Source organism: Pantoea sp. Taur (assembly GCF_009830025.1).
Taxonomy (GTDB): domain Bacteria; phylum Pseudomonadota; class Gammaproteobacteria; order Enterobacterales; family Enterobacteriaceae; genus Pantoea; species Pantoea communis.
In genome coordinates, this window is sequence record NZ_SZZZ01000004.1 from 218,327 (window position 1) to 238,308 (window position 19,982).

Consider the following 19,982-nt stretch of genomic DNA (forward strand, 5'->3'; position numbering starts at 1 on the left):
AGAGTGCCCGTTTTTAAGAATCAAGGCTAACGCTTAACACTTCTTTCAGACGTCTCTTCAGGATCGGCGTGACGTTTTGATTTTTGTTCACACCGCCGCGCACGTTGGCATGCAGGCGCAATCGGTGATGAGCGGGAAGCAGATGCATATCCTGCGGTAAGTCAGGCAAGGTAAGACTGACCGGCATGGGGAACAGGGCAAACGGTAAGCCGTGCTGCTGAATCGATTGCAGCTGAACCGGGGCCTCAAGCGTAATATTATCCACGCTAGCGATATTAAACGGCCGCCAGTCGCTGTTTTCCATCATTTCAAGGGTTTGATCCAGTGACGAGCCAAAGGCCAGTCCCTGCTCAAATAATCGCAATTCGCTGCGCACCAGCGTGCTGAAATCGCAGGTTTTCAACGCAATCAACACCAGGTCACTGCTTAACGCCGCATGGCGATCGAGCCGCGCCACAAACAAACGTGCATCGCTAATTAATCGTTTATGCAACAAGGTAGCAAAGGATTCTGAGGCATCGGTCACGCCCTGACTTTGACACTCCGCCAGCGAACGTACCCGCCCCTGCTGCATGTCGACATGCTCCACCAGCGCAATGTTACCAGCCATCATCGGCACTGCAGGTAATACACTCAGTTCACTGACCGGATATTGCGAGGCATAACGGGTTTGGTTGCGCGCCTGCTCCTGGCGCAAAAACAGTTGTGAGAGCAGCACCCGCGCAATATGCAAAGAGGGTGCAAAGAAAAGGTCGTAATTTTCCAGCCGATAGTGACGGGATAGCAAGCCGCGAAGTCGATCGCGCGCTGCCGCCGCCCTGGCAGTAGCATGTTGGTGATCCATCGCGTGAGGTTTCTCTAATTATAAGGATGCTGTGTGTGTCGCAGATTGAGGAGGGAACATTAGCCGCGTTAAACACAGACAACGCCATCCGTCAACCCGCCATAATCTGGGGGAAAGGTTAGGCCAATGCGGCTGGACATTAAAATGATATAAACTGACAATCCCTGTTAGGTTTTTACACAGGGGATGAGTATGACCGCGCTTCCGTCGTTACGTGCACTGCACTATTTTCATCAGGCAGCACTGCACAGCAGTTTTAGCGTGGCGGCCGAGCGTCTTCATGTGACACACAGCGCCATTAGCCATCAGATTCGACAGCTGGAAAGCTGGATGGGAAAGCCCTTATTCGTCCGTACCAATGGGCGCGTCAAATTAACCTCACACGGCGAGCGCTTGCTGGTGAGTTGTCAGAAGGCGTTTAGCGAACTCTCCACTACCTGCGAAAGTATTCGCACCGGCATGCGTCATCACCTCAGCGTCTCTTGCGCGCCCAGTTTTCTCTCGCAATGGCTGATTCCACGTATTAGCAGTTTTTATCAACGCTATCCCGATATTGAAGTGCAGTTTCAGCCGCTGGTGGAGATCGACCAGTTGCGCAGTGAACACACCGATGTGCTAATCCTCAGCTACGAACAGTCACCGGATGAGGATATTGATGCCACGCTGATCAGCGATGACTACATTGGTCCGCTGTGCGCGCCTCAATACGCGGCACGTTTTCACAATGAGCAGGATTTAGCCACCCTGCCGCTGCTGCATGCCGATACACGACTGCACGCCTGGGCCGAGTGGGCGAAAACCAGCGGTGCGCGTGGCAATTATTGGGTCGGTAAGCATTTCGATAATCTCACTCTGGGCATTCAGGCGGCGAGAAATGGCTTAGGGGTGATCATGGCCCCGCGCTTACTGGTCAGGCAGGAGTTGAGCGACGGTACGCTTATCGCCCCATTGGGATTTGTGCGTGTGGACCGCGCCACCTGGATGATGACGAAAATGTCACGTCAGCATGATGCGGAGATAACGTTGTTCCGGGATTGGCTGCGCGATCAGGCGCTGCATTAAAAAAAGGTCGGCATTCAATGCCGACCTTTTTGTCTCTTGCCAACCCTGCCGCCGGTATTGATGCCAACCGGCGCGGGCGCTGAATGGCTTATGCCGTCAGCAGTTGGTTCATACGACGGATAAACTGGTTAGGATCGTCCAGCGTGCCGCGCTCAGCCAGCAGCGCCTGATCCAGCAGCAGCTCAACCCATTCAGCAAAATGCGCTTCGTCATGGGTATCCGCCACGCGTTTCACCAGCGTATGCTCCGGGTTGATTTCGAAGATGTACTTCACATCCGGCACTTCCTGGCCCGCAGCAGCAAACAGCTTCGCCATCTGGGTGGTCATTTCGTTGGCGTCGGTGGTGACAATCGCCGGGGTGTCGGTCAGACGATGAGTCAGACGCACCTCTTTCACACGCTCGCCCAGCAGCGTTTTCACGCGCTCAACAAACGGCTCCAGCGCTTTTTCCGCTTCCTTCTGCTCTTCGGTCTCTTCATCGGCCAGTTTGCTCAGCGACTCATCCGCTTTGCTCACTGACTGGAAGGTTTTACCGTCGAACTCGGTCAGGTAGCTCATCATCCACTCGTCGATACGATCGGACAGCAGCAGCACCTCGATACCTTTTTTGCGGAACAGTTCCAGATGCGGGCTGCTCTTCGCGGCGGCATAGCTGTCAGCAGTGATGTAGTAAATCTTATCCTGCCCTTCCACCATGCGGCTCAGGTAATCGTCCAGCGAAATGCTCTGCTCAGCGCCTTCACTCTGCGTGGTGGCAAAGCGCAGCAGTTTAGCAATCGCCTGCTGATTGGCGTTGTCTTCCGCCGGGCCTTCTTTCAGGACCAGACCAAACTCTTTCCAGAACTGCTGATATTTTTCGGCGTCGTCTTTAGCCAGTTTTTCCAGCATCTGCAGGCTACGCTTGGTCAGCGCGGCGCGCAGGCTCTGGGTGACACGGCTGTCCTGCAGGATTTCACGCGAGACGTTCAGCGGCAGATCGTTGGAATCGATCAGGCCACGCACAAAGCGCAGGTAGTTCGGCATGAACTGCTCGGCATCGTCCATGATGAACACGCGCTGCACATACAGCTTCAGGCCGTGTTTGCTGTCGCGGTTGAACATGTCGAATGGCGCACGCTGCGGGATGTACAGCAGGCTGGTGTACTCCTGCTTGCCTTCAACACGGTTGTGGCTCCAGATCGCCGGATCGCTGTAATCATGGGCGATGTGTTTATAGAACTCGTTGTACTCTTCGTCGCTGATTTCAGACTTGTTGCGCGTCCACAGCGCCTGAGCTTTGTTGATCTTCTCCCAGGTAGTGGTGTCGTTCTCTTCGTCTTTGGTCTCAATCTCAACCGGCAGCGCAATGTGATCGGAGTATTTGCTGATCACGTTGCGTACGCGCCACGCATCGAGGAAATCATCCTCGCCTTCGCGGAAGTGCAGCGTGATTTCGGTACCGCGATCGGCTTTCTCGATTTCTGCCAGAGTGTATTCACCCTCGCCCGCCGATTCCCAGAACACGGCTTCATCGGCTTTCGCGCCCGCAGCACGAGTACGCACGGTGACTTTATCCGCAACGATAAACGCCGAGTAGAAGCCCACGCCGAACTGACCGATCAGCTGACTGTCTTTCGCCTGGTCTGAGCCCATGGATTCAAGGAAGGATTTGGTGCCGGACTTCGCGATGGTGCCGAGGTTCTCAATCACCTCATCACGGCGCATACCGATACCGTTATCGCTTAAGGTCAGCGTACGATTATCCTTATCGACCGAGATACGCACGCGCAGGTCGCCATCGCCTTCATACAGATCCGGCGTGGACAGGGCGCGAAAGCGCAGTTTGTCGGCGGCATCAGAGGCGTTGGAGATCAGTTCACGCAGGAAAATCTCTTTGTTTGAATAGAGGGAGTGAATCATCAGGTGCAGAAGTTGTTTTACCTCTGACTGGAAGCCACGCGTCTCTTGTCCTTTCATGGTCATTGCTACCTCAACTAAATCGGGGTTGATCATATGTTGAGAGAGAAATGGGGATGATGATGGGAATTTCAAGCCGATGTCGGTGAAGACATCGGCAAGTGATTAGAATTTAATCTTGTGGCGTCCAGCGAGCGAGTGCGACAGCGTGGTGCCATCGACCATTTCCAGCTCACCGCCGACCGGCACACCGTGTGCAATGCGGCTGGCATCAACGCCATATTGCCCGCACAGTTCAGCGATGTAGTTAGCCGTGGCTTCACCTTCCACCGTTGGGTTGGTGGCGAGGATCACTTCGGTCAGCGTTTCACGCTCCAGCCGCTGCTCTAACCGATCCAGACCGATATCTTGCGGACCGATGCCATCCAGCGGTGACAAGTGGCCCATCAGCACAAAGTAACGGCCGCCAAACTGGCCGGTTTGCTCAATGGCGTGGATATCGGCAGGACTCTCCACCACACAAATCTGGCCGTTTTGTTGACGACGCGGATTGGCGCAGATGGTGCAAATTTCCTGCTCGGTGAAAGTGCGGCAATCGGCACAGTGGCCGATTTCCGACATCGCGCGGGTCAATGCCTGCGCCAGACGCATGCCACCGCTACGATCGCGCTGTAACAGCTGAAAAGCCATGCGCTGCGCCGATTTCGGGCCCACGCCCGGCAGGCAACGCAGCGACTCCATCAAAGATTCAAGCAGTGGACTGGTTTGCATCAGAACGGCATCTTGAAGCCAGGTGGCAACTGCATACCAGAAGACACTGAAGCCATTTTCTCTTTCTGCGTTTCATCGATACGACGTGCTGCATCGTTGAAGGCTGCCGCAATCAGATCTTCCAGCATGTCTTTGTCGTCTTCCAGCAAGCTTGGATCGACTTCAACACGGCGGCAGTTATGTGCACCATTGATGGTGACTTTGACCAGGCCAGCGCCTGATTCACCGGTCACTTCCAGCGCGGCAATCTCTTCCTGAACTTTGGCCATTTTGTCTTGCATCTGCTGGGCCTGTTTCATCAGGTTGCCCAATCCGCCTTTACCAAACATAGTCTTCTCTCTCTGCTGGGGCTGCGCGCCACTCACGCGCGACAGCGGGTGTTCAAACGGGTCGAATACTCTCTTCATCCAGATCGGCATCGAAGAATCGACGCAATGTCTGAATGTGAGTATCGCTTTCAATCGACTGGCGCGCCTGCACCAGTTTCTCTTCATAAATGGCCTGACGCCATTCCAGTGGCGTCAACACCGCAGGATTATCGTCTTCAACGATGGTCAGTTCAACCGTTTGTCCGGCTGCCTGACTGAGCGCTTCCGTCAACGCCTGTTTTGCCGACGCTGAATTCAGGTGACGCTGACTGCTGCGCAAATGCAGCGTGACGGCGTTCTCGCCCACCTCTTTCCACGCGTTTAACGCCACCTGCTGCACCAGTTTTGGCAACGTCAGTGCGGCTATTTCGGCGGCCCACGCATCGCGCTGCTGGGCTTCTTCGGCCAGACGAAGCGCCAGCTCAGGCGTTTTCTCATGCTCCAGAGCGGAACGCAAGGCTTTTGGCGTTGCGATGGGCTCCGCTTTTAGCTCGACCGTTTGCTGGGCTTTCCAGCGATAGGCTTCTGGCTTCGCGGGCGTTTTTACCGCGGGTTCAGACGCACGCTGCTGCACGCGTTCGGTGACACTGGCAAGACGTTCCAGCGCCGGGTTCGCCGGCCGCGCGGGACGCGCTGCCGGCTCACTCTTTTTTGCTTTGCCGGCTCCCTGACGCAGCAACTGCGTTCGCGCCTGTAACAGCTGGCTGGTGGAGTCGGACATATGTTCTGGCGCCGGTTGCATATCGGCGTAATCATCAGCCATCGGCGGTGCGTCCTGCATTGGCGGCGCCATCTGCGGCTGCGCGGCAGAGGCGGTGCGAGGTGCCGAAGAAGTGGCAGCAGGTCCGGCGGTGTGAGCTGAAGCCGCTGGCGTTGCTGACACGGCAGTGTTGGCTGACGAAGCTGGAGCATTAACCTGAGCGGAAGAGGCCGGCGTAGCAACGCCTGCGGATGCAGCAGACGCTTGCGGTGCCGCCTGCGGGATCAGACTGGGTCGCGCAACCGGCTCGGCAATGGTCGCCTGCGGATGAAACGCCAGCGCGCGCAGCAGCGTCATCTCAACGCCGAGGCGACGATCCGGTGCCAGCGGCAGATCTTTACGTCCCATCAACAAAGTTTGGTAGTAGAGCTGCACATCGGCGGGCGGTAAGACGCGCGCTAAATCGCGTAAACGCTGCGCCTGATTCACATCATCTTCGCCCAGTGAAGCTGGCAGCAGCTGCACCATCGCCACACGATGCAGCAATCGCAGCATCTCGACCAGCAGCGCTTCCCACTCGACACCACGCGATGCCGCCTGATTCAGCAGTGCCATCACCTGTTCACCCTGGCCCTCCACCAGCGCTTCAATCAGCGCCAGCGGCTGTTCGTCATCCAGCGTGCCCAGCATTTGCGCCACGGTTTCACGCGTGACGCTGCCCTGCCCCATGGCAATCGCCTGATCGGTGAGACTCAGGGCATCACGCATACTGCCATCAGCGGCACGCGCCAGCAGATGCAGTGCACGCGGCTCGGCGGCAATCTGCTCCTGCTGCAATATATGCACTAATTGCTGCTGAATTTGCTCGACGTCGAGCGCTTTAAGATGGAACTGCAGGCAACGCGACAGAATGGTCACCGGCAGTTTTTGCGGATCGGTGGTCGCCAGCAGGAATTTGACGTGCGACGGCGGCTCCTCCAGCGTTTTCAACAGCGCATTAAAGCTGTGACGCGAGAGCATGTGCACTTCATCGATCAGATAAACCTTGAAGCGACCGCGCGCCGGGGCGTATTGCACGTTATCCAGCAAATCGCGCGTGTCTTCGACTTTGGTGCGTGACGCGGCATCGATCTCAATAAGATCGACAAAGCGCCCCTGCTCGATTTCACGGCAGTTATCACACTGACCACATGGCGTGGAGGTGATACCGGTTTCGCAGTTAAGACCTTTCGCCAGCAAACGGGCGATCGAGGTTTTCCCCACCCCGCGTGTACCGGAGAAGAGATAAGCATGATGGATTCGTCCCAGTGACAATCCATTGGCCAGCGCAGTCAGCACATGTTCCTGACCGACTACGTCAGCGAAAGCCTGGGGACGCCATTTTCGCGCAAGTACCTGATAGCTCATGTGGATTCAATCACTGGAATTTATTGAGTTGGCACAGCGGTGCGGCTAAGTGAACCGGGTTCCGCCACAAGACAAAGAGGAAAAATGCAGCTTCGCAACCCCTGTTTATATGGGCAGTAGTCTAACAGCCACAACAGGATATGCCTATACCCGCGCTGCAGGCGCTGAATTTCATCGCGCATCCGCTTGAGCGGTACGATTTATCAGATATTGATACAAAGGTACGACGGCAGGAACGCGCAATGAAATGCGCCGCGATGGCCAAGGCCAGCGGCGCACAGGGCCTTAGTGGCCGGGGAAATTCACGAGGCTGTAGCAATCAATGCCGATCGCGTTAAGGCGCGCTTCACCGCTCAGATCAAACAGGTTGATCACGAACGCAGCATCTTTCACTTCACCACCGGCACGGCGGATCAGTTTCACTGTGGCTTCCAGCGTACCGCCGGTGGCCAGCAGATCGTCAACCACCAGCACCACATCACCTGGCTTAATGGCATCTTTGTGCAGCTCCAGCGCATCAGAACCGTACTCCAGCTCATAGCTCTCGCTGTAGGTTTCACGCGGCAGCTTGCCCGGCTTACGCACCGGCACAAAACCGACACCCAGACCCAGTGCCACCGGTGCACCAAACAGGAAGCCACGTGCTTCGGTACCCACCACTTTGGTGATGCCTTTGTCACGATAGCGCTCAACCAGAATGGCAATCGACGCGGCATAGGCCTGCGGATCTTCCATCAAACTGGTGACGTCACGGAACAGGATGCCCGGCTTAGGGTAGTCAGGGATGCTTTTGATGCTGTTTTTGATGAGTTCAAGCTGCTGAGCAGTTGCGGTCATAAGTGTTACGCCTGGAAAAATATCTAATACGCGCAGCATCCGACAGCGCCAATACCCGGAAACCGGGTTAAGCGAAGACGTTTAAAAAAGGGAAGCCACGCACGAAGATGCCCAAATCTATGCAAATACCTGTCTAAATGCAACCCTGCCGCACTTAATCGCCGCTGTCAGCATTTTCTGCCACTACCGGGATACGCCACATAAACAAAAGCAGCGCGCACAACATGATGCCCAGCATAATCCGCACCCACAGCATGTTAACCACATAAATAGAGACGGCAAAGGTGATGACAATCAGCAACATGGCGCGGCCTTTGGCGCCGGGCGGCATGGCGCGATGCTGTTGCCAGTGGCGGATGTAGCGACCAAACGGCGAGCGCCACAGCAGCCAGTGGTGAAAACGCGGTGACGAACGGGCAAAGCACCAGGCGGCCAGCAACACAAATGGCGTGGTCGGTAACAAAGGTAATACAATGCCCAGCGTGCCCAGCACAATCGCCAGCCAGCCAAGACACAGAAGAAAAATTCGTTGCATGCCTGATGCCTGATAAAATCGGAACTGCGCTACGTTAACACAGTCGGAATCAGAGTGATGCCCCAACCGCCCGCACATCAACGTCTGCTCGCCATTGTCGATCAGCTACGACAGCAAATCGCGCAGCAACGCGATGGTGCCTGCCGACAGCCCCGTTTTGACGCCCAACTGTTCCATTGCAAAGGCACGCGGCTCGCTGATTATCTTGCTGAGCTGGAACAGAATTTAACCCAGCTCACCGCTGCTGATACCGACGTCATACGCCGTCAGTGGCTGGCGGAGAAAGTGCTGGACCAGATTGCCGCCCTGCAACGCGAATGCCAGAGCCAGCAACTGCGCACCCCGCGTGAGCGTCCTCGCGTTGATCCGCGCCAGTCGAAGCGCGAAGAGTATCAGGGCTATGAAACGCGCTTGCTGGCGATGATCGAACAACGTGAGCAACATCTGGCGCGCGCCGAAACCCTCAGCGTGCAGCAGCAGTTGATCCGCGATATCGAAGTGCTGCACGAGCGGCTGGCACGCTGTCGCCATGCGATGCACAAACTGGAAATGTCAGGCCCGGCACGGTAATCACCGCCCACTTTCCTTTATAACCGTCATACTTCACAGGGCAGGTGCGTTGGCTACGCTCATTCCCCCCGTGTCTGCATGAGTAAGCCCCTGCGGGTTCATTCATTTGCCACTTGCCTGCACCTGAAATTATTTAGGATATATACTCCCCCTATGAATGAAGGAGGAAAATCATGACCCTAATTATGTGGATAGCGATTGGCGTGGTGGCTGGCTGCATCAAGCGCATGGTTTTTCCCGGTCGGCCGGGTGGGTTTGTTCCAACGCTGGTGCTGGCCGTGATTGGTGCGTTGATTGGGGGTTACATCGCGACTTATTTTACAACGGGTGATTTAGCGACGTTGCATCCCGCTGGCTTTGGGGTGGCACTGCTGGGTTCCATTTTGATGCTGCTGGTGGCGGCAAAATTACGTATTTAACAAGGAGAGAGCATGTCACTGGAAACTGCATCCGATGAGATCAAACTGGCAGTGGATTTGATTCAACTGCTGGAAGAGAACAAGGTGCCGACCGCAACCGTGTTAGCCGCGCTGGCGATTGTCCAACGCGATTATCAGCAGAAACAGGCGGCAGAGGGCGTTAATTAACGCGCCGAGGAGAGGGTGGGACTGAGCCGCAGCATATCAATAAAGGCATCCACCAACTGCGGCGCATCTGTCGCCAGATCAAACGCCTGCGGGTTAAACAGCCAGTTTTCCATCATACCGTTGATATAGCCGCACATCAGACGCGCCGATTGCAACGTGTTCAATCCCGCAGGCAACTGGCCCACTTCGATACACTCACGTAGCACCAATTCAATTCGGTCGTAACACTCAAGCAGTAAACTTTGACGCATATCCTGTAATGTCGTCATTTCGCCAACGAATTCACATTTATGGAAGATAATCTCCATTAATGCGCGTCTTTGTGGATCCTTTGCTGTGGCGTCAAGGATATAGATCAACATCGAACGGATAACAGAAAGTGGATCGCCCGGGTATTTTGTCTGATACTCAAGTTCCACATCGTCAAGCCCAGCGTCACACCGAAGCCAGATTTCATGCAGAACATCGGCTTTATTTTTGAAATGCCAGTAGATAGCACCGCGCGTGACGCCGGCCGCTGTTGCGATATCTGCCAGGGATGTGGCAGCCACACCGTGTTCAGAGAAGTGTGCTAAAGCGGCATCCAGAATTTGGTTCCGCGTTTCAAGTGCTTGCGCTTTGGTTTTTCGTGCCATAGAGGACTTTTTTTACAAACTGGCAAGTTTACATACATTTGTGAATGTATGTACCATAGCACGACCCGTGTTTTAACGCAGCAATGGGTTTATCGGTTTGTGATCCATTGATCATTTGATATCGGACACTAGAGGTTTATTTATGAATAAAAACAGAGGATTAGCGCCTCTGGCGGCCGTCCTGATGCTTTCAGGCAGCTTTGTGTTAACAGGATGTGATGATAATAAATCCCAGCAAGCCGCCCAGCAGCAGCCCCCAGAAGTGGGTGTTGTGACGTTAAAAAACGAGCCTTTGAAAATTACCACCGAACTGCCAGGACGTACTTCGGCATTCCGCGTGGCAGAAGTGCGCCCTCAGGTGTCAGGCATTATTCTGAAGCGTAATTTTGAGGAAGGAACGGATATCAAAGCAGGCGTGTCCCTGTATCAGATCGATCCGGCAACTTACCAGGCGGCTTATGACAGCGCCAAAGGCGATTTAGCACAGGCGCAAGCCAATGCACACGTCGCGCAGTTAACCATCAAACGTTATAAGCCGCTGCTGGGTACTAAGTACATCAGTCAGCAGGACTATGACACCGCTGCGGCCACCGCTGCACAGACGGCTGCAGCCGTTCAGGCAGCCCAGGCTAACGTGGAAACCGCACGCATCAATCTGGCTTACACCAAAGTGACGTCGCCGATCAGCGGTCGCATTGGTAAATCGTCAGTCACTGAGGGCGCTCTGGTCTCCAGCGGTCAAACCACTGCGCTGGCAACCGTGCAGCAGCTCGATCCTATGTATGTCGATGTGACCCAATCCAGTGATGATTTCCTGCGTTTGCGCGCAGAACTGGAATCCGGTCAGCTGAAACAGAATGACGGCAAAGCCAACGTCACGCTCTTGATGCAAAACGGTAACGCATACACGCAGACAGGCACATTGGAATTCTCTGATGTGACCGTGGATGAAACTACCGGCTCCATCACGCTGCGCGCCATCTTCCCGAACCCGGACCACCGCCTGCTGCCAGGGATGTTTGTGCGTGCGCGTCTGGATGAAGGCACCAACCCAACCGCACTGCTGGTACCGCAACAGGGCGTAACCCGTACCCCAACCGGTCAGGCAACCGCGATGGTGGTGGGCGCAGATAATAAAGTGGAAGTCCGTAATATCACCGCTAATCAGGCATTTGGCGACAAATGGCTGGTAACGGATGGCCTTAAAGAAGGCGATCGCGTGATCACCGTCGGTCTTCAGCGTGCCAAGCCAGGTGCGCAGGTGACACCACAAGAAGTCAAAGATGATGCCAAAGCAGCACCGGAATCACAGTCTGCTAAATCATCGTCCTAAACAGGAGCCACTGATACATGGCTAAGTTCTTTATCGATCGCCCCATTTTTGCCTGGGTGCTTGCCATCATCATTATGCTGGCAGGTACTCTTGCGATTATCAGCTTGCCGATTGAGCAATATCCCAATGTTGCGCCGCCGGCCGTTGAAATCCAGGCAACCTACCCGGGTGCTGATGCGAAAACGCTGCAGGATTCGGTAACCCAGGTTATCGAACAAAACATGAACGGCATCGATGGCCTGATGTATATGGCCTCGAGCAGTGACTCGTCCGGTACTTTAACCCTGACGCTGACCTTCCAGTCCGGTACCAACGCCGATATCGCGCAGGTACAGGTACAGAACAAGCTGCAGCTGGCGATGCCACTGCTGCCGCAGGAAGTACAGCAGCAAGGTATTCAGGTTAAAAAATCCTCCAGCAGCTTCCTGATGGTAGCCGGCTTTGTCAGTGATGACGGCAGCATGACGCAGAATGATATCTCTGACTATGTTGCTTCAAACATCAAAGACCCGATCAGCCGTACGCCTGGCGTCGGTGATACGCAGGTGTTTGGTGCGCAGTACGCGATGCGCATCTGGCTCGACCCGCACAAACTGAACAACTACCAGCTGACGCCGGTCGATGTCATCAGTGCGTTGGGCACCCAGAACACCCAGGTCGCCGCCGGTCAGTTAGGGGGTACACCGCCCGTACCTGGCCAGCAGTTGAACGCCTCGATCATTGCGCAGACTCGTCTGACCAATACCGAAGAGTTCGGCAACATCATGCTGAAAGTGAACCAGGATGGCTCACAGGTGCGCTTGCGTGACGTGGCAAAGATTGAACTCGGTGGTGAAAACTACGAGATCATCGCCCGCTACAACGGCAAACCGGCTTCGGGTATCGGTGTGAAACTGGCAACCGGTGCGAATGCATTGGATACCGCCAAAGCGGTGAAAGATGAGCTGGCCAAACTGCAGCCGTTCTTCCCGGCTGGCATGAAAACCGTTTATCCGTACGACACCACGCCGTTCGTGAAGATCTCGATCTTCGAAGTGGTGAAAACGCTGTTTGAAGCGATCGTGCTGGTGTTCCTGGTGATGTATCTGTTCCTGCAGAACTTCCGCGCCACGCTGATTCCGACCATTGCGGTGCCGGTGGTGCTGTTGGGTACGTTTGCGATTATCAGTGCCTTTGGTTACTCGATAAACACCCTGACGATGTTCGGGATGGTGCTCGCCATCGGCCTGTTGGTGGATGACGCCATCGTGGTGGTAGAGAACGTTGAGCGTGTGATGGCGGAAGAAGGTTTACCGCCGAAAGAAGCGACGAAACGTTCGATGGAGCAGATTCAGGGTGCGCTGGTGGGTATTGCCCTGGTGCTGTCCGCAGTATTCATCCCGATGGCCTTCTTCGGCGGCTCGACCGGGGTTATTTATCGTCAGTTCTCGATCACCATCGTTTCCGCGATGGCACTGTCAGTACTGGTGGCGTTGATTCTGACGCCGGCACTCTGTGCCACCATGCTGAAACCGATCAAGAAAGGCGATCACGGTAAAACCACTGGCTTCTTCGGCTGGTTCAACCGCTTGTTCGATAAGAGCACCAACCACTACGTGGATAGCGTGGGTCACATCGTACGTAGCACCGGTCGTTATCTGGTGATCTACCTGGTGATCGTGGTCGGCATGGCGTATCTGTTCCTGAAACTGCCTACCTCCTTCCTGCCGGAAGAGGATCAGGGTCTGTTACTGGCGCAGGCGCAGTTGCCAGCCGGTGCAACCCAGGAACGTACGCAGAAAGTGCTGGATCAGGTGACCGATTACTTCCTGAACAAAGAGAAAGACAGCGTTAACTCGGTATTTACCGTTAACGGCTTTGGCTTTGCGGGTCGTGGTCAGAACACCGGTATTGCCTTCGTCAGCCTGAAACCGTGGGATGAACGTGGCGATGCCAGCCTGAAAGTGCCAGCGATTGCCGGACGCGCCATGCAGGCGTTGGGTCAGATCAAAGATGCGATGGTCTTCCCGTTCAACCTGCCAGCAATTATCGAACTGGGTAACGCCACCGGCTTCGACTTCATGCTGACGGACCAGGGTAACCTGGGTCACGAGAAGTTAACCGCCGCGCGTAACCAGCTGTTTGGCATGATTGCCCAGCATCCGGATACGCTGGTGGGCGTGCGTCCAAACGGTATGGAAGATACGCCACAGTACAAACTGATCATCGATCAGGAAAAAGCGCAGGCGTTGGGTGTGTCGCTGTCTGACATCAACACCACGCTGGGCGCGGGCTGGGGTGGTTCGTACGTCAATGACTTCATCGACCGTGGTCGTGTGAAGAAAGTGTACGTTATGGGCCAGGCTGACTCGCGTATGTTGCCAGATGACATCAGCAAATGGTTCGTGCGTAACAGCTCCGGCACTATGGTTCCGTTCTCAGCCTTCTCTTCGGCGAAGTGGCAGTACGGTTCACCACGTCTGGAACGTTACAACGGCTTACCATCGATGGAGATTCTGGGTCAGGCTGCACCAGGCAAGAGCTCCGGCGATGCTATGAACCTGATGGAAGAGCTGGCGGGCAAACTGCCTGCGGGTATCGGCTATGACTGGACCGGTATGTCTTACCAGGAACGTCTGTCCGGTAACCAGGCCCCTGCCCTGTACGCCATCTCGCTGATTGTGGTGTTCCTGTGTCTGGCGGCATTGTATGAGAGCTGGTCGATTCCGTTCTCCGTTATGCTGGTGGTGCCGCTGGGTGTGGTCGGTGCATTGATCTTCACCACCCTGCGCGGACTCAGTAACGACGTCTACTTCGTGGTGGGACTGCTGACAACCATTGGCTTGTCGGCGAAGAACGCCATCCTGATCGTTGAATTCGCCAAGGATTTGATGGAGAAGGAAGGGAAAGGTTTGGTGGAATCAACACTGGAAGCAGCACGTATGCGTCTGCGTCCAATTCTGATGACCTCACTGGCCTTTATCCTCGGTGTTCTGCCGCTGGCCATCAGTACCGGTGCTGGTTCCGGCGCACAGAACGCCGTAGGTACTGGCGTAATGGGCGGCATGGTAACCGCAACTGCGTTGGCGATCTTCTTCGTGCCCGTGTTCTTTGTGGTGGTACGTCGCCGCTTTGGTAAGAACAAAGCGGAGATTGAGCAAGGCCATCCGGTCGAGCACAAACACTAAGTTGTCACCTGTTGAAAAGGCCGCGCAAGCGGCCTTTTTTATTGCCTGAACACCGCCCTTCACCCGACCGTTCAATACCCTTACTGCGATCGCGGTTGCAATCAATTCTCTGCAGGTTCATACTATTGTTATATTATAACATTACATGAGAGCGCAGTTATGAAAGCCAATATCCATCCTCATTACCGTCCCGTGGTGTTCCACGACACCTCTGTCGATGAGTATTTCAAAATCGGTTCCACCATTAAAACCGAACGCACCATTGAGTTCGAAGGCGAAGTGCTGCCGTACGTGACGCTGGATGTCTCGTCTAAATCCCACGTCCACTACACCGGCAAGCAAAAAGATCTCACCAAAGAAGGCAGCGCCGCACGCTTCAACAAGCGTTTCGGCAGCTTCCTGACGCGCGGCAATTAATCAGGAGTTAACGCATGCAGGTTTTAAGTTCATTACGGTCTGCCAAGACCCGTCACAAGGATTGCAAAGTCGTGCGTCGTAAAGGTCGCATTTACGTGATCTGCAAAACAAATCCGCGCTTTAAGGCGGTTCAGGGAAGAAAAAAGAAAAGGTAGGAAAGTGTCGTGATAATTGGCCGGGATGCTCCCCGGCCTTTTTTTTACTTCATGCTCTGCAACATGATATCGACGTTGTGCTTGAAGGCAGCAACATAGGTCGCAGCAGGACCGTTCGCCTCGGACAACGCTTCAGGATAGAGTTCACCACCTGGCTGTGCGCCAGTTTCGCTGGCAATCTGTTTCACCAAACGCGGATCGGTCTGATTCTCCATGAAGTAAGTCTTGATGTGCTCAGCCTTCAGCTGCTTGATAATCGATGCCACATCGCTGGCACTGGCTTCGGCTTCCGTGGAGAAACCGACTGGCGCAAGGAAACTCACACCGTAACGCTGGCCAAAGTAACCAAAGGCATCATGGCTGGTCAGCACTTTACGCTTGCTCTTCGGTACTGCAGCAAACTCCGTTTTTGCCCAGCTATCCAGTTTTTCCAACTGCTGAATGTAGCTTTCACCGCTCTTGCGGATATCCGCCGCATCTTCCGGGTCGGCTTTAATCAGCGCATTCATCACGTTGGTGGCATAAATCACGCCATTGTGCATGCTATTCCACGCGTGTGGGTCAGTCACGGTTTTGCCGTCTTCTTCCATTTTGCGCGTGTTGACGCCGTTGGAGGCGACCACAATCGTGCCTTTATACCCGGAGGCGCTGATCAGGCGATCCATCCACCCTTCCATCCCCAAACCACTCACAAATACCACATTGGCTTTAGCCAATGCCTGGCTATCCTGTGGCGTCGGTTCGAAGGTATGAGGATCGCCGTTAGGCTGCACCAGCGACTTCACGTTAACGTGATCGCCGCCCACCTGCTTAACGATATCCGCCAGCACGGTGAAACTCGCTACCACATCCACGGTTTTCGCCATGGTCAGTGGGCTAATCAACATGGCGCCAATCGCCAGACTCAACGGTAACTTTTTCATTCGTATCCCCTAATTGTATAGTTATCGACGGCGCAGCAGGCCGCCACATGGTCCTGTCAAAACAGAAAGTAAAAACAGTACGGCCGCACTCAGCACCACCGCCGGTCCGGCGGGCAGTGAGAAGTGCCAGGAAAGGATCAAGCCCACCACCGCCGCAATCATTGCCAGCACCATGGCGATACCGAGCATGCAGGCCAGATGGCGGCTCCAGAAACGCGCGCTGGTCGCCGGTAACATCATCAATCCCACCGACATCAACGTGCCGAGCACTTGAAAACCAGCAACCAGATTCAGCACGACCAACATCAGGAAGATGCCGTGGACGATCGGCGCGCTCCACTTGCCTTGCGCACGCAGGAAATCCGGGTCGAACGCATCGATCACCAGCGGACGGAAAATCACTGCCAGCATCAGCAAAGTGAAAGCCGCGATGCCGCCCACCAGCAGGATGGCCGCGTTATCGACGGCCAGCAGTGAACCGAACAGCACGTGCAGCAGATCGACGCTCGATCCGCGCAATGACACCAGCGTCACGCCCAGCGCCAGCGAGCCGAGATAAAAGCCAGAGAAACTGGCGTCCTCTTTTAAGGGGGTGTATCGACTGACGGCACCAGAAAGCAGCGCAACGGCTAAACCTGCAATCAGCCCGCCGATGCCCATCGCCACCAGCGATAAGCCGGAAACCAGATAGCCAATCGCCGCGCCAGGCAGCACCGCGTGGGAGAGCGCATCGCCCACCAGACTCATACGACGCAGTGAAAGGAATACACCCAGCGGCGTGGCGCTCAGCGCTAATGCCACACAAGCCACTAATGCACGGCGCATAAAACCAAATTCGATAAACGGTTGAATCAATGTCACGAAGCCACCCTGCGCAGCAGTGGAGTTTGAGCGGAGTCAGCATCATCAAGTGACAACACATCTTTGAAGTAACGCGCGACCAGTGGTCGATCGTGCAACACTACTAATAAGGTGGTGCCCGCCTGCTGCTGCTGCTCGAGGATTGACATCAACAGCGTGACGGTTTGCGTATCGATGCCATTAAAGGGTTCATCCAGCAGCCAGACTTTACTTTGCTGCAGCATCAGGCGCGCAAACAGCACCCGTTGCAACTGACCGCCGGAAAGCATTGAAGGCTGCGCATCGGCGAAATCACGCATCTGCACGGCATCCAGTGCGGCATCGATCTCCTGTCGCATCGCACGATTGATGCCACCAAACCAGCCGCAGCGCGGCCAGCATCCCATCGCAACCAGCTCATAAACGGTAAGCGGGAAACGGGTTTCTAACTCACTACGCTGCGGTAACCAGCCAAGCGCCTTAGGCGAAATCTTTAATTCGCAAGTCCCTGCAATCGGCGGCAACAGACCGGCGATGGTTTTCAGTAGCGTGGATTTTCCGGTGCCGTTCGCGCCGATTAATGCCGTCATGCTGCCTGCCGCCAGTTCTCCGGTAACTATCGGCGTCACCGCTTGTCCCTGATAGCCGCCCTGCAAGCGGTTGAAATGCATCATTTCTGCATTCCCCAATAGATAGCCAGTGCTAGGAACGCGATAAGCAGCAGCGCGACCAGTAGGCGGCCGCTAAGTGAGAGGAGTAAACCACTGTGATTCATGGAGGGAGACCAAAAACGTTATAACATAACAATTATACTACCTGATTTTCCCCGCGCGATACCCGAGAGAAAGTGTTTCAAAAGTTAACCATTTGGCGCTTACTCTGTGGCTATCACTGGATCTGAATCGATTGAGCGATAAATCCCATCGCAACGATTACGTATTCTGCACAGAGTTAACTTGCAATATTTGGCCGGAACCCCAATGATAGATTCATCCTACTTTTTTACCGGAAGCGAAATGCAGTCTATTATTCATTGTGATATTGCTGTGGATGAGGACGATTGCGAGAAGTTGCAGGCTATTATCCAGGGGAATATTCTCAAAATAGCCGAAGCCCTGGCAGGTGATTTACAGTGGTATTCTCAAAACGCGCAATTAGTTCCCGACAGTTTTAAGATTATTTCCATTCAACCGCACGATAACAATCGATTTAAAATGCTTTACGATTTTAAGTGGGATTTATTTAATCCTTGCCTGGATTTAAATGAAACATCTACCCAGCATGAAGAGGTTTTGTTCCAGATAGTACCGGGCGCACTGGTGTTTTCAGTGATAGACAATACCCGCCCCTCGCCAGCCGACGAATTGTAATATTTGGTAATCGAGGTGAGCAAAGCTAATGAATGTGGATTATATTTAAAGAGTCGCTGAATTCTTAATATTCGTGATCGCTTCCTGATAGCTTTTCCAAATCTCGCCGCGCTGCGGTCACTGTGCAAGCTCTGGAGGGGAAAAAGATGGACGAATACTCACCAAAACGGCATGATATTGCCCAGCTTAAATTCCTGTGTGAGAACCTGTTTGACGAAAGTATGGCGACACTGACTGACAGCCATCACGGCTGGGTGAATGACCCTACTGCGGAAAGCAATTTACAGCTCAACGATTTGATTGAGCATATCGCGTCTTTCACGATGAATTACAAAATTAAGCACGTTGAAGATGAAGCGCTGATTACGCAAATCGATGAATATCTTGACGATACCTTTATGCTGTTTAGCAGTTATGGAATCAATACTCAGGATCTTCAACGGTGGCAACGTTCAGCAAGACTCTTATTTAATCTGTTTGCCGAAGAGTGCGCTTTTCTCCAACAACCCAGCCATTCCTTTTAGCATCAGAGTGAGACCGGTTTATTTATGAGCAACCAAGCCTTAACCAAAACAGACTATTTGATGCGACTGCGTCGTTGTCGCTCAATTGACACCCTTGAACGGGTGATTGAAAAAAACAAGTACGAATTATCTGACAACGAACTCGCGGTATTTTATTCTGCGGCCGATCATCGTCTCGCTGAACTGACGATGAATAAGCTTTACGACAAAGTACCGGTTTCTGTCTGGAAGTTCGTCCGCTAACTATTTTTACCCGCTGTTCGTTACGCCATCTTTTCCCTTCAGGGAATGATTCACAGGCAAAGGAGTGCCAGCGTTTCGCTGTGTACTGATTTCTTGAGGATTTTTTCGGGGAGTAGAAATGGTGGAGGCCCTGCCAGCTACATCCCGGCACACGCGTCGCCTGCTGCGGCTGCTTCCTTCCGGACCTGACCGAGTTCACAAGTTAGCGTTGCGGGAGAACCAACAGGGCCCCCATTGACGAGCTCTCTTTCGAAAGCGCAGGCATTATCAAGTAACCCCCTGGCAATTGCAAGCGCAGGCCGGGTGACCGTTGTTTTCTTGAACAGCTTGCCAGTAAAACCCTGATTCTCGCCCTCCCGGCATGTTAAAGTCGCCATTTATTCGCTGAATCAGGTGCGTGTATGAATGACACAAGCAATTTCTCCGAGCGCGTCTGGCAAATTATTGCCGCGATCCCTAAAGGCAAAGTCACCACCTACGGCGACATCGCCCTGCTTGCCGGTTCACCGCGCGCAGCCCGACAAGTCGGCGGCGTATTACGTCGCTTACCCGAGGGCAGCAAATTACCGTGGTTCCGCGTCATCAATCGCCATGGCCGCATTTCTCTGCAGGGCGATGATCTCTTCCGCCAGCGCGATGCGCTGGAAGCCGAAGGCATCGAAGTCAGTGATGCCGGTGAGATTGAATTAGAGAAATATCGCTGGGAGTACTAAGCGCAGCCATACTGAAATACGGGCGGGCAACACTGTGCAGCAAAGCTTCCCCGCCAAAGATGAAAGTAACGAGCAATCTGGGAC

23 protein-coding genes, 1 other RNA gene and 1 other annotated feature are annotated in these 19,982 nt (G+C 54.2%); of the genes, 12 read left to right on the plus strand and 12 right to left on the minus strand.

The features are described 5' to 3' along the window. Positions 1–13: 13 nt before the first annotated feature. The gene (locus FD744_RS07810) at positions 14–844 is read right to left on the minus strand and encodes a DUF6024 family protein (RefSeq protein WP_160867916.1); all 831 of its coding nucleotides are present in this window, start codon (positions 842–844) and stop codon (positions 14–16) included. Positions 845–1,036: 192 nt separating this feature from the next. Here FD744_RS07810 and FD744_RS07815 point away from each other — a divergent pair, with 192 nt between their 5' ends. Continuing rightward, positions 1,037–1,906, plus strand: a complete 870-nt coding sequence (locus FD744_RS07815) for a LysR substrate-binding domain-containing protein (RefSeq protein WP_034828181.1) — start codon at positions 1,037–1,039, stop codon at positions 1,904–1,906. An 88-nt stretch (positions 1,907–1,994) separates the two neighbouring features. Here the strand turns inward: FD744_RS07815 and htpG are convergent, their stop codons facing one another. From htpG to FD744_RS07845, 6 genes are all read right to left on the minus strand, one after another. Beyond that, positions 1,995–3,869, minus strand: a complete 1,875-nt coding sequence (gene htpG / locus FD744_RS07820; RefSeq protein WP_160867917.1) for a molecular chaperone HtpG — start codon at positions 3,867–3,869, stop codon at positions 1,995–1,997. 99 nt (positions 3,870–3,968) lie between these two features. Then, positions 3,969–4,574 (minus strand): recombination mediator RecR, encoded by a 606-nt coding sequence (gene recR / locus FD744_RS07825; RefSeq protein WP_007886897.1) that lies wholly within the window; start codon positions 4,572–4,574, stop codon positions 3,969–3,971. Then, positions 4,574–4,903, minus strand: a complete 330-nt coding sequence (locus tag FD744_RS07830) for a YbaB/EbfC family nucleoid-associated protein (protein ID WP_031377860.1) — start codon at positions 4,901–4,903, stop codon at positions 4,574–4,576. The genes recR and FD744_RS07830 overlap by 1 nt, the downstream gene beginning before the upstream one ends. A 52-nt stretch (positions 4,904–4,955) precedes the next feature. After that, a complete protein-coding gene (gene dnaX / locus FD744_RS07835; protein WP_160867918.1) occupies positions 4,956–7,049 on the minus strand; it encodes a DNA polymerase III subunit gamma/tau in 2,094 nt (697 codons plus the stop codon). Continuing rightward, positions 5,553–5,614 (minus strand) — a sequence feature (DnaX frameshifting element). It overlaps the preceding gene by 62 nt. Before the next feature lie 285 nt (positions 7,050–7,334). Beyond that, positions 7,335–7,886 (minus strand): adenine phosphoribosyltransferase, encoded by a 552-nt coding sequence (apt, locus tag FD744_RS07840; protein ID WP_058962246.1) that lies wholly within the window; start codon positions 7,884–7,886, stop codon positions 7,335–7,337. Between the two features lie 154 nt (positions 7,887–8,040). Next, entirely contained in the window at positions 8,041–8,421 is a 381-nt protein-coding gene (locus tag FD744_RS07845; RefSeq protein ID WP_160867919.1) for a DUF454 family protein, read from the minus strand. Positions 8,422–8,478: 57 nt separating this feature from the next. Between FD744_RS07845 and priC the strand changes: the two genes are divergently transcribed. The 3 genes from priC (at position 8,479) to rsmS (ending at position 9,578) form a co-directional block, all read left to right on the plus strand. Further along, positions 8,479–8,991, plus strand: a complete 513-nt coding sequence (gene priC / locus FD744_RS07850) for a primosomal replication protein PriC (protein WP_160867920.1) — start codon at positions 8,479–8,481, stop codon at positions 8,989–8,991. Positions 8,992–9,164: 173 nt separating this feature from the next. Further along, the gene (locus FD744_RS07855) at positions 9,165–9,410 is read left to right on the plus strand and encodes a GlsB/YeaQ/YmgE family stress response membrane protein (protein WP_034828157.1); all 246 of its coding nucleotides are present in this window, start codon (positions 9,165–9,167) and stop codon (positions 9,408–9,410) included. A 12-nt stretch (positions 9,411–9,422) separates the two neighbouring features. Further along, a complete protein-coding gene (gene rsmS, locus FD744_RS07860; RefSeq protein ID WP_160867921.1) occupies positions 9,423–9,578 on the plus strand; it encodes a pleiotropic regulatory protein RsmS in 156 nt (51 codons plus the stop codon). On the opposite strand, the gene acrR is transcribed toward rsmS, so the two are convergent. After that, a complete protein-coding gene (acrR, locus tag FD744_RS07865) occupies positions 9,575–10,213 on the minus strand; it encodes a multidrug efflux transporter transcriptional repressor AcrR (RefSeq protein WP_160867922.1) in 639 nt (212 codons plus the stop codon). The two genes, rsmS and acrR, sit on opposite strands and share 4 nt — an antisense overlap. Before the next feature lie 142 nt (positions 10,214–10,355). On the opposite strand from acrR, the gene FD744_RS07870 reads away from it, so the two are divergent. From FD744_RS07870 to ykgO, 4 genes are all read left to right on the plus strand, one after another. Further along, a complete protein-coding gene (locus FD744_RS07870) occupies positions 10,356–11,546 on the plus strand; it encodes an efflux RND transporter periplasmic adaptor subunit (protein ID WP_034828153.1) in 1,191 nt (396 codons plus the stop codon). 17 nt (positions 11,547–11,563) lie between these two features. After that, the gene (locus tag FD744_RS07875; RefSeq protein WP_034828151.1) at positions 11,564–14,713 is read left to right on the plus strand and encodes a multidrug efflux RND transporter permease subunit AcrB; all 3,150 of its coding nucleotides are present in this window, start codon (positions 11,564–11,566) and stop codon (positions 14,711–14,713) included. Between the two features lie 159 nt (positions 14,714–14,872). Continuing rightward, positions 14,873–15,130 (plus strand): type B 50S ribosomal protein L31, encoded by a 258-nt coding sequence (locus tag FD744_RS07880; protein WP_034828149.1) that lies wholly within the window; start codon positions 14,873–14,875, stop codon positions 15,128–15,130. A gap of 14 nt (positions 15,131–15,144) precedes the next feature. Further along, the gene (gene ykgO / locus FD744_RS07885) at positions 15,145–15,285 is read left to right on the plus strand and encodes a type B 50S ribosomal protein L36 (protein ID WP_008103894.1); all 141 of its coding nucleotides are present in this window, start codon (positions 15,145–15,147) and stop codon (positions 15,283–15,285) included. 44 nt (positions 15,286–15,329) lie between these two features. Here the strand turns inward: ykgO and FD744_RS07890 are convergent, their stop codons facing one another. From FD744_RS07890 to FD744_RS07900, 3 genes are read right to left on the minus strand one after another with little or no spacing between them, the layout of a single operon-like run. After that, positions 15,330–16,208, minus strand: coding sequence for a metal ABC transporter substrate-binding protein (locus tag FD744_RS07890; RefSeq protein WP_058962373.1), 879 nt, complete (start codon positions 16,206–16,208; stop codon positions 15,330–15,332). Positions 16,209–16,229: 21 nt separating this feature from the next. Further along, positions 16,230–17,069 (minus strand): metal ABC transporter permease, encoded by an 840-nt coding sequence (locus FD744_RS07895; protein WP_034828145.1) that lies wholly within the window; start codon positions 17,067–17,069, stop codon positions 16,230–16,232. Continuing rightward, positions 17,066–17,722 carry a metal ABC transporter ATP-binding protein gene (locus tag FD744_RS07900; protein WP_034828143.1) on the minus strand — a complete coding sequence of 219 codons (657 nt, stop codon included), beginning with the start codon at positions 17,720–17,722 and terminating at the stop codon, positions 17,066–17,068. Before FD744_RS07900 ends, FD744_RS07895 begins: the two co-directional genes overlap by 4 nt. Positions 17,723–18,064: 342 nt before the next feature. Between FD744_RS07900 and FD744_RS07905 the strand changes: the two genes are divergently transcribed. From FD744_RS07905 to FD744_RS07915, 3 genes are all read left to right on the plus strand, one after another. Beyond that, complete coding sequence (locus FD744_RS07905; RefSeq protein ID WP_034828141.1) at positions 18,065–18,418, plus strand: hypothetical protein; 354 nt, start codon at positions 18,065–18,067, stop codon at positions 18,416–18,418. Between the two features lie 146 nt (positions 18,419–18,564). Further along, positions 18,565–18,942 (plus strand): Hha toxicity modulator TomB, encoded by a 378-nt coding sequence (gene tomB / locus FD744_RS07910; RefSeq protein WP_160867923.1) that lies wholly within the window; start codon positions 18,565–18,567, stop codon positions 18,940–18,942. A 24-nt stretch (positions 18,943–18,966) separates the two neighbouring features. Beyond that, positions 18,967–19,185 carry an HHA domain-containing protein gene (locus tag FD744_RS07915; protein WP_034828137.1) on the plus strand — a complete coding sequence of 73 codons (219 nt, stop codon included), beginning with the start codon at positions 18,967–18,969 and terminating at the stop codon, positions 19,183–19,185. 128 nt (positions 19,186–19,313) lie between these two features. On the opposite strand, the gene ffs is transcribed toward FD744_RS07915, so the two are convergent. Beyond that, an RNA gene (gene ffs, locus FD744_RS07920) (signal recognition particle sRNA small type) lies at positions 19,314–19,410 on the minus strand. Between the two features lie 176 nt (positions 19,411–19,586). Here ffs and FD744_RS07925 point away from each other — a divergent pair. Continuing rightward, positions 19,587–19,898 (plus strand): MGMT family protein, encoded by a 312-nt coding sequence (locus FD744_RS07925; RefSeq protein ID WP_160867924.1) that lies wholly within the window; start codon positions 19,587–19,589, stop codon positions 19,896–19,898. Positions 19,899–19,982: the final 84 nt, after the last annotated feature.

Bases quoted from the DNA above. Each gene is read 5' to 3' on its own strand.
- FD744_RS07810 (WP_160867916.1), bottom strand. From the start codon at position 844: ATGGATCACCAACATGCTACTGCCAGGGCGGCGGCAGCGCGCGATCGA.
- FD744_RS07815 (WP_034828181.1), top strand. From the start codon at position 1,037: ATGACCGCGCTTCCGTCGTTACGTGCACTGCACTATTTTCATCAGGCA.
- htpG (WP_160867917.1), bottom strand. From the start codon at position 3,869: ATGACCATGAAAGGACAAGAGACGCGTGGCTTCCAGTCAGAGGTAAAA.
- recR (WP_007886897.1), bottom strand. From the start codon at position 4,574: ATGCAAACCAGTCCACTGCTTGAATCTTTGATGGAGTCGCTGCGTTGC.
- FD744_RS07830 (WP_031377860.1), bottom strand. From the start codon at position 4,903: ATGTTTGGTAAAGGCGGATTGGGCAACCTGATGAAACAGGCCCAGCAG.
- dnaX (WP_160867918.1), bottom strand. From the start codon at position 7,049: ATGAGCTATCAGGTACTTGCGCGAAAATGGCGTCCCCAGGCTTTCGCT.
- apt (WP_058962246.1), bottom strand. From the start codon at position 7,886: ATGACCGCAACTGCTCAGCAGCTTGAACTCATCAAAAACAGCATCAAA.
- FD744_RS07845 (WP_160867919.1), bottom strand. From the start codon at position 8,421: ATGCAACGAATTTTTCTTCTGTGTCTTGGCTGGCTGGCGATTGTGCTG.
- priC (WP_160867920.1), top strand. From the start codon at position 8,479: ATGCCCCAACCGCCCGCACATCAACGTCTGCTCGCCATTGTCGATCAG.
- FD744_RS07855 (WP_034828157.1), top strand. From the start codon at position 9,165: ATGACCCTAATTATGTGGATAGCGATTGGCGTGGTGGCTGGCTGCATC.
- rsmS (WP_160867921.1), top strand. From the start codon at position 9,423: ATGTCACTGGAAACTGCATCCGATGAGATCAAACTGGCAGTGGATTTG.
- acrR (WP_160867922.1), bottom strand. From the start codon at position 10,213: ATGGCACGAAAAACCAAAGCGCAAGCACTTGAAACGCGGAACCAAATT.
- FD744_RS07870 (WP_034828153.1), top strand. From the start codon at position 10,356: ATGAATAAAAACAGAGGATTAGCGCCTCTGGCGGCCGTCCTGATGCTT.
- FD744_RS07875 (WP_034828151.1), top strand. From the start codon at position 11,564: ATGGCTAAGTTCTTTATCGATCGCCCCATTTTTGCCTGGGTGCTTGCC.
- FD744_RS07880 (WP_034828149.1), top strand. From the start codon at position 14,873: ATGAAAGCCAATATCCATCCTCATTACCGTCCCGTGGTGTTCCACGAC.
- ykgO (WP_008103894.1), top strand. From the start codon at position 15,145: ATGCAGGTTTTAAGTTCATTACGGTCTGCCAAGACCCGTCACAAGGAT.
- FD744_RS07890 (WP_058962373.1), bottom strand. From the start codon at position 16,208: ATGAAAAAGTTACCGTTGAGTCTGGCGATTGGCGCCATGTTGATTAGC.
- FD744_RS07900 (WP_034828143.1), bottom strand. From the start codon at position 17,722: ATGATGCATTTCAACCGCTTGCAGGGCGGCTATCAGGGACAAGCGGTG.
- FD744_RS07905 (WP_034828141.1), top strand. From the start codon at position 18,065: ATGCAGTCTATTATTCATTGTGATATTGCTGTGGATGAGGACGATTGC.
- tomB (WP_160867923.1), top strand. From the start codon at position 18,565: ATGGACGAATACTCACCAAAACGGCATGATATTGCCCAGCTTAAATTC.
- FD744_RS07915 (WP_034828137.1), top strand. From the start codon at position 18,967: ATGAGCAACCAAGCCTTAACCAAAACAGACTATTTGATGCGACTGCGT.
- FD744_RS07925 (WP_160867924.1), top strand. From the start codon at position 19,587: ATGAATGACACAAGCAATTTCTCCGAGCGCGTCTGGCAAATTATTGCC.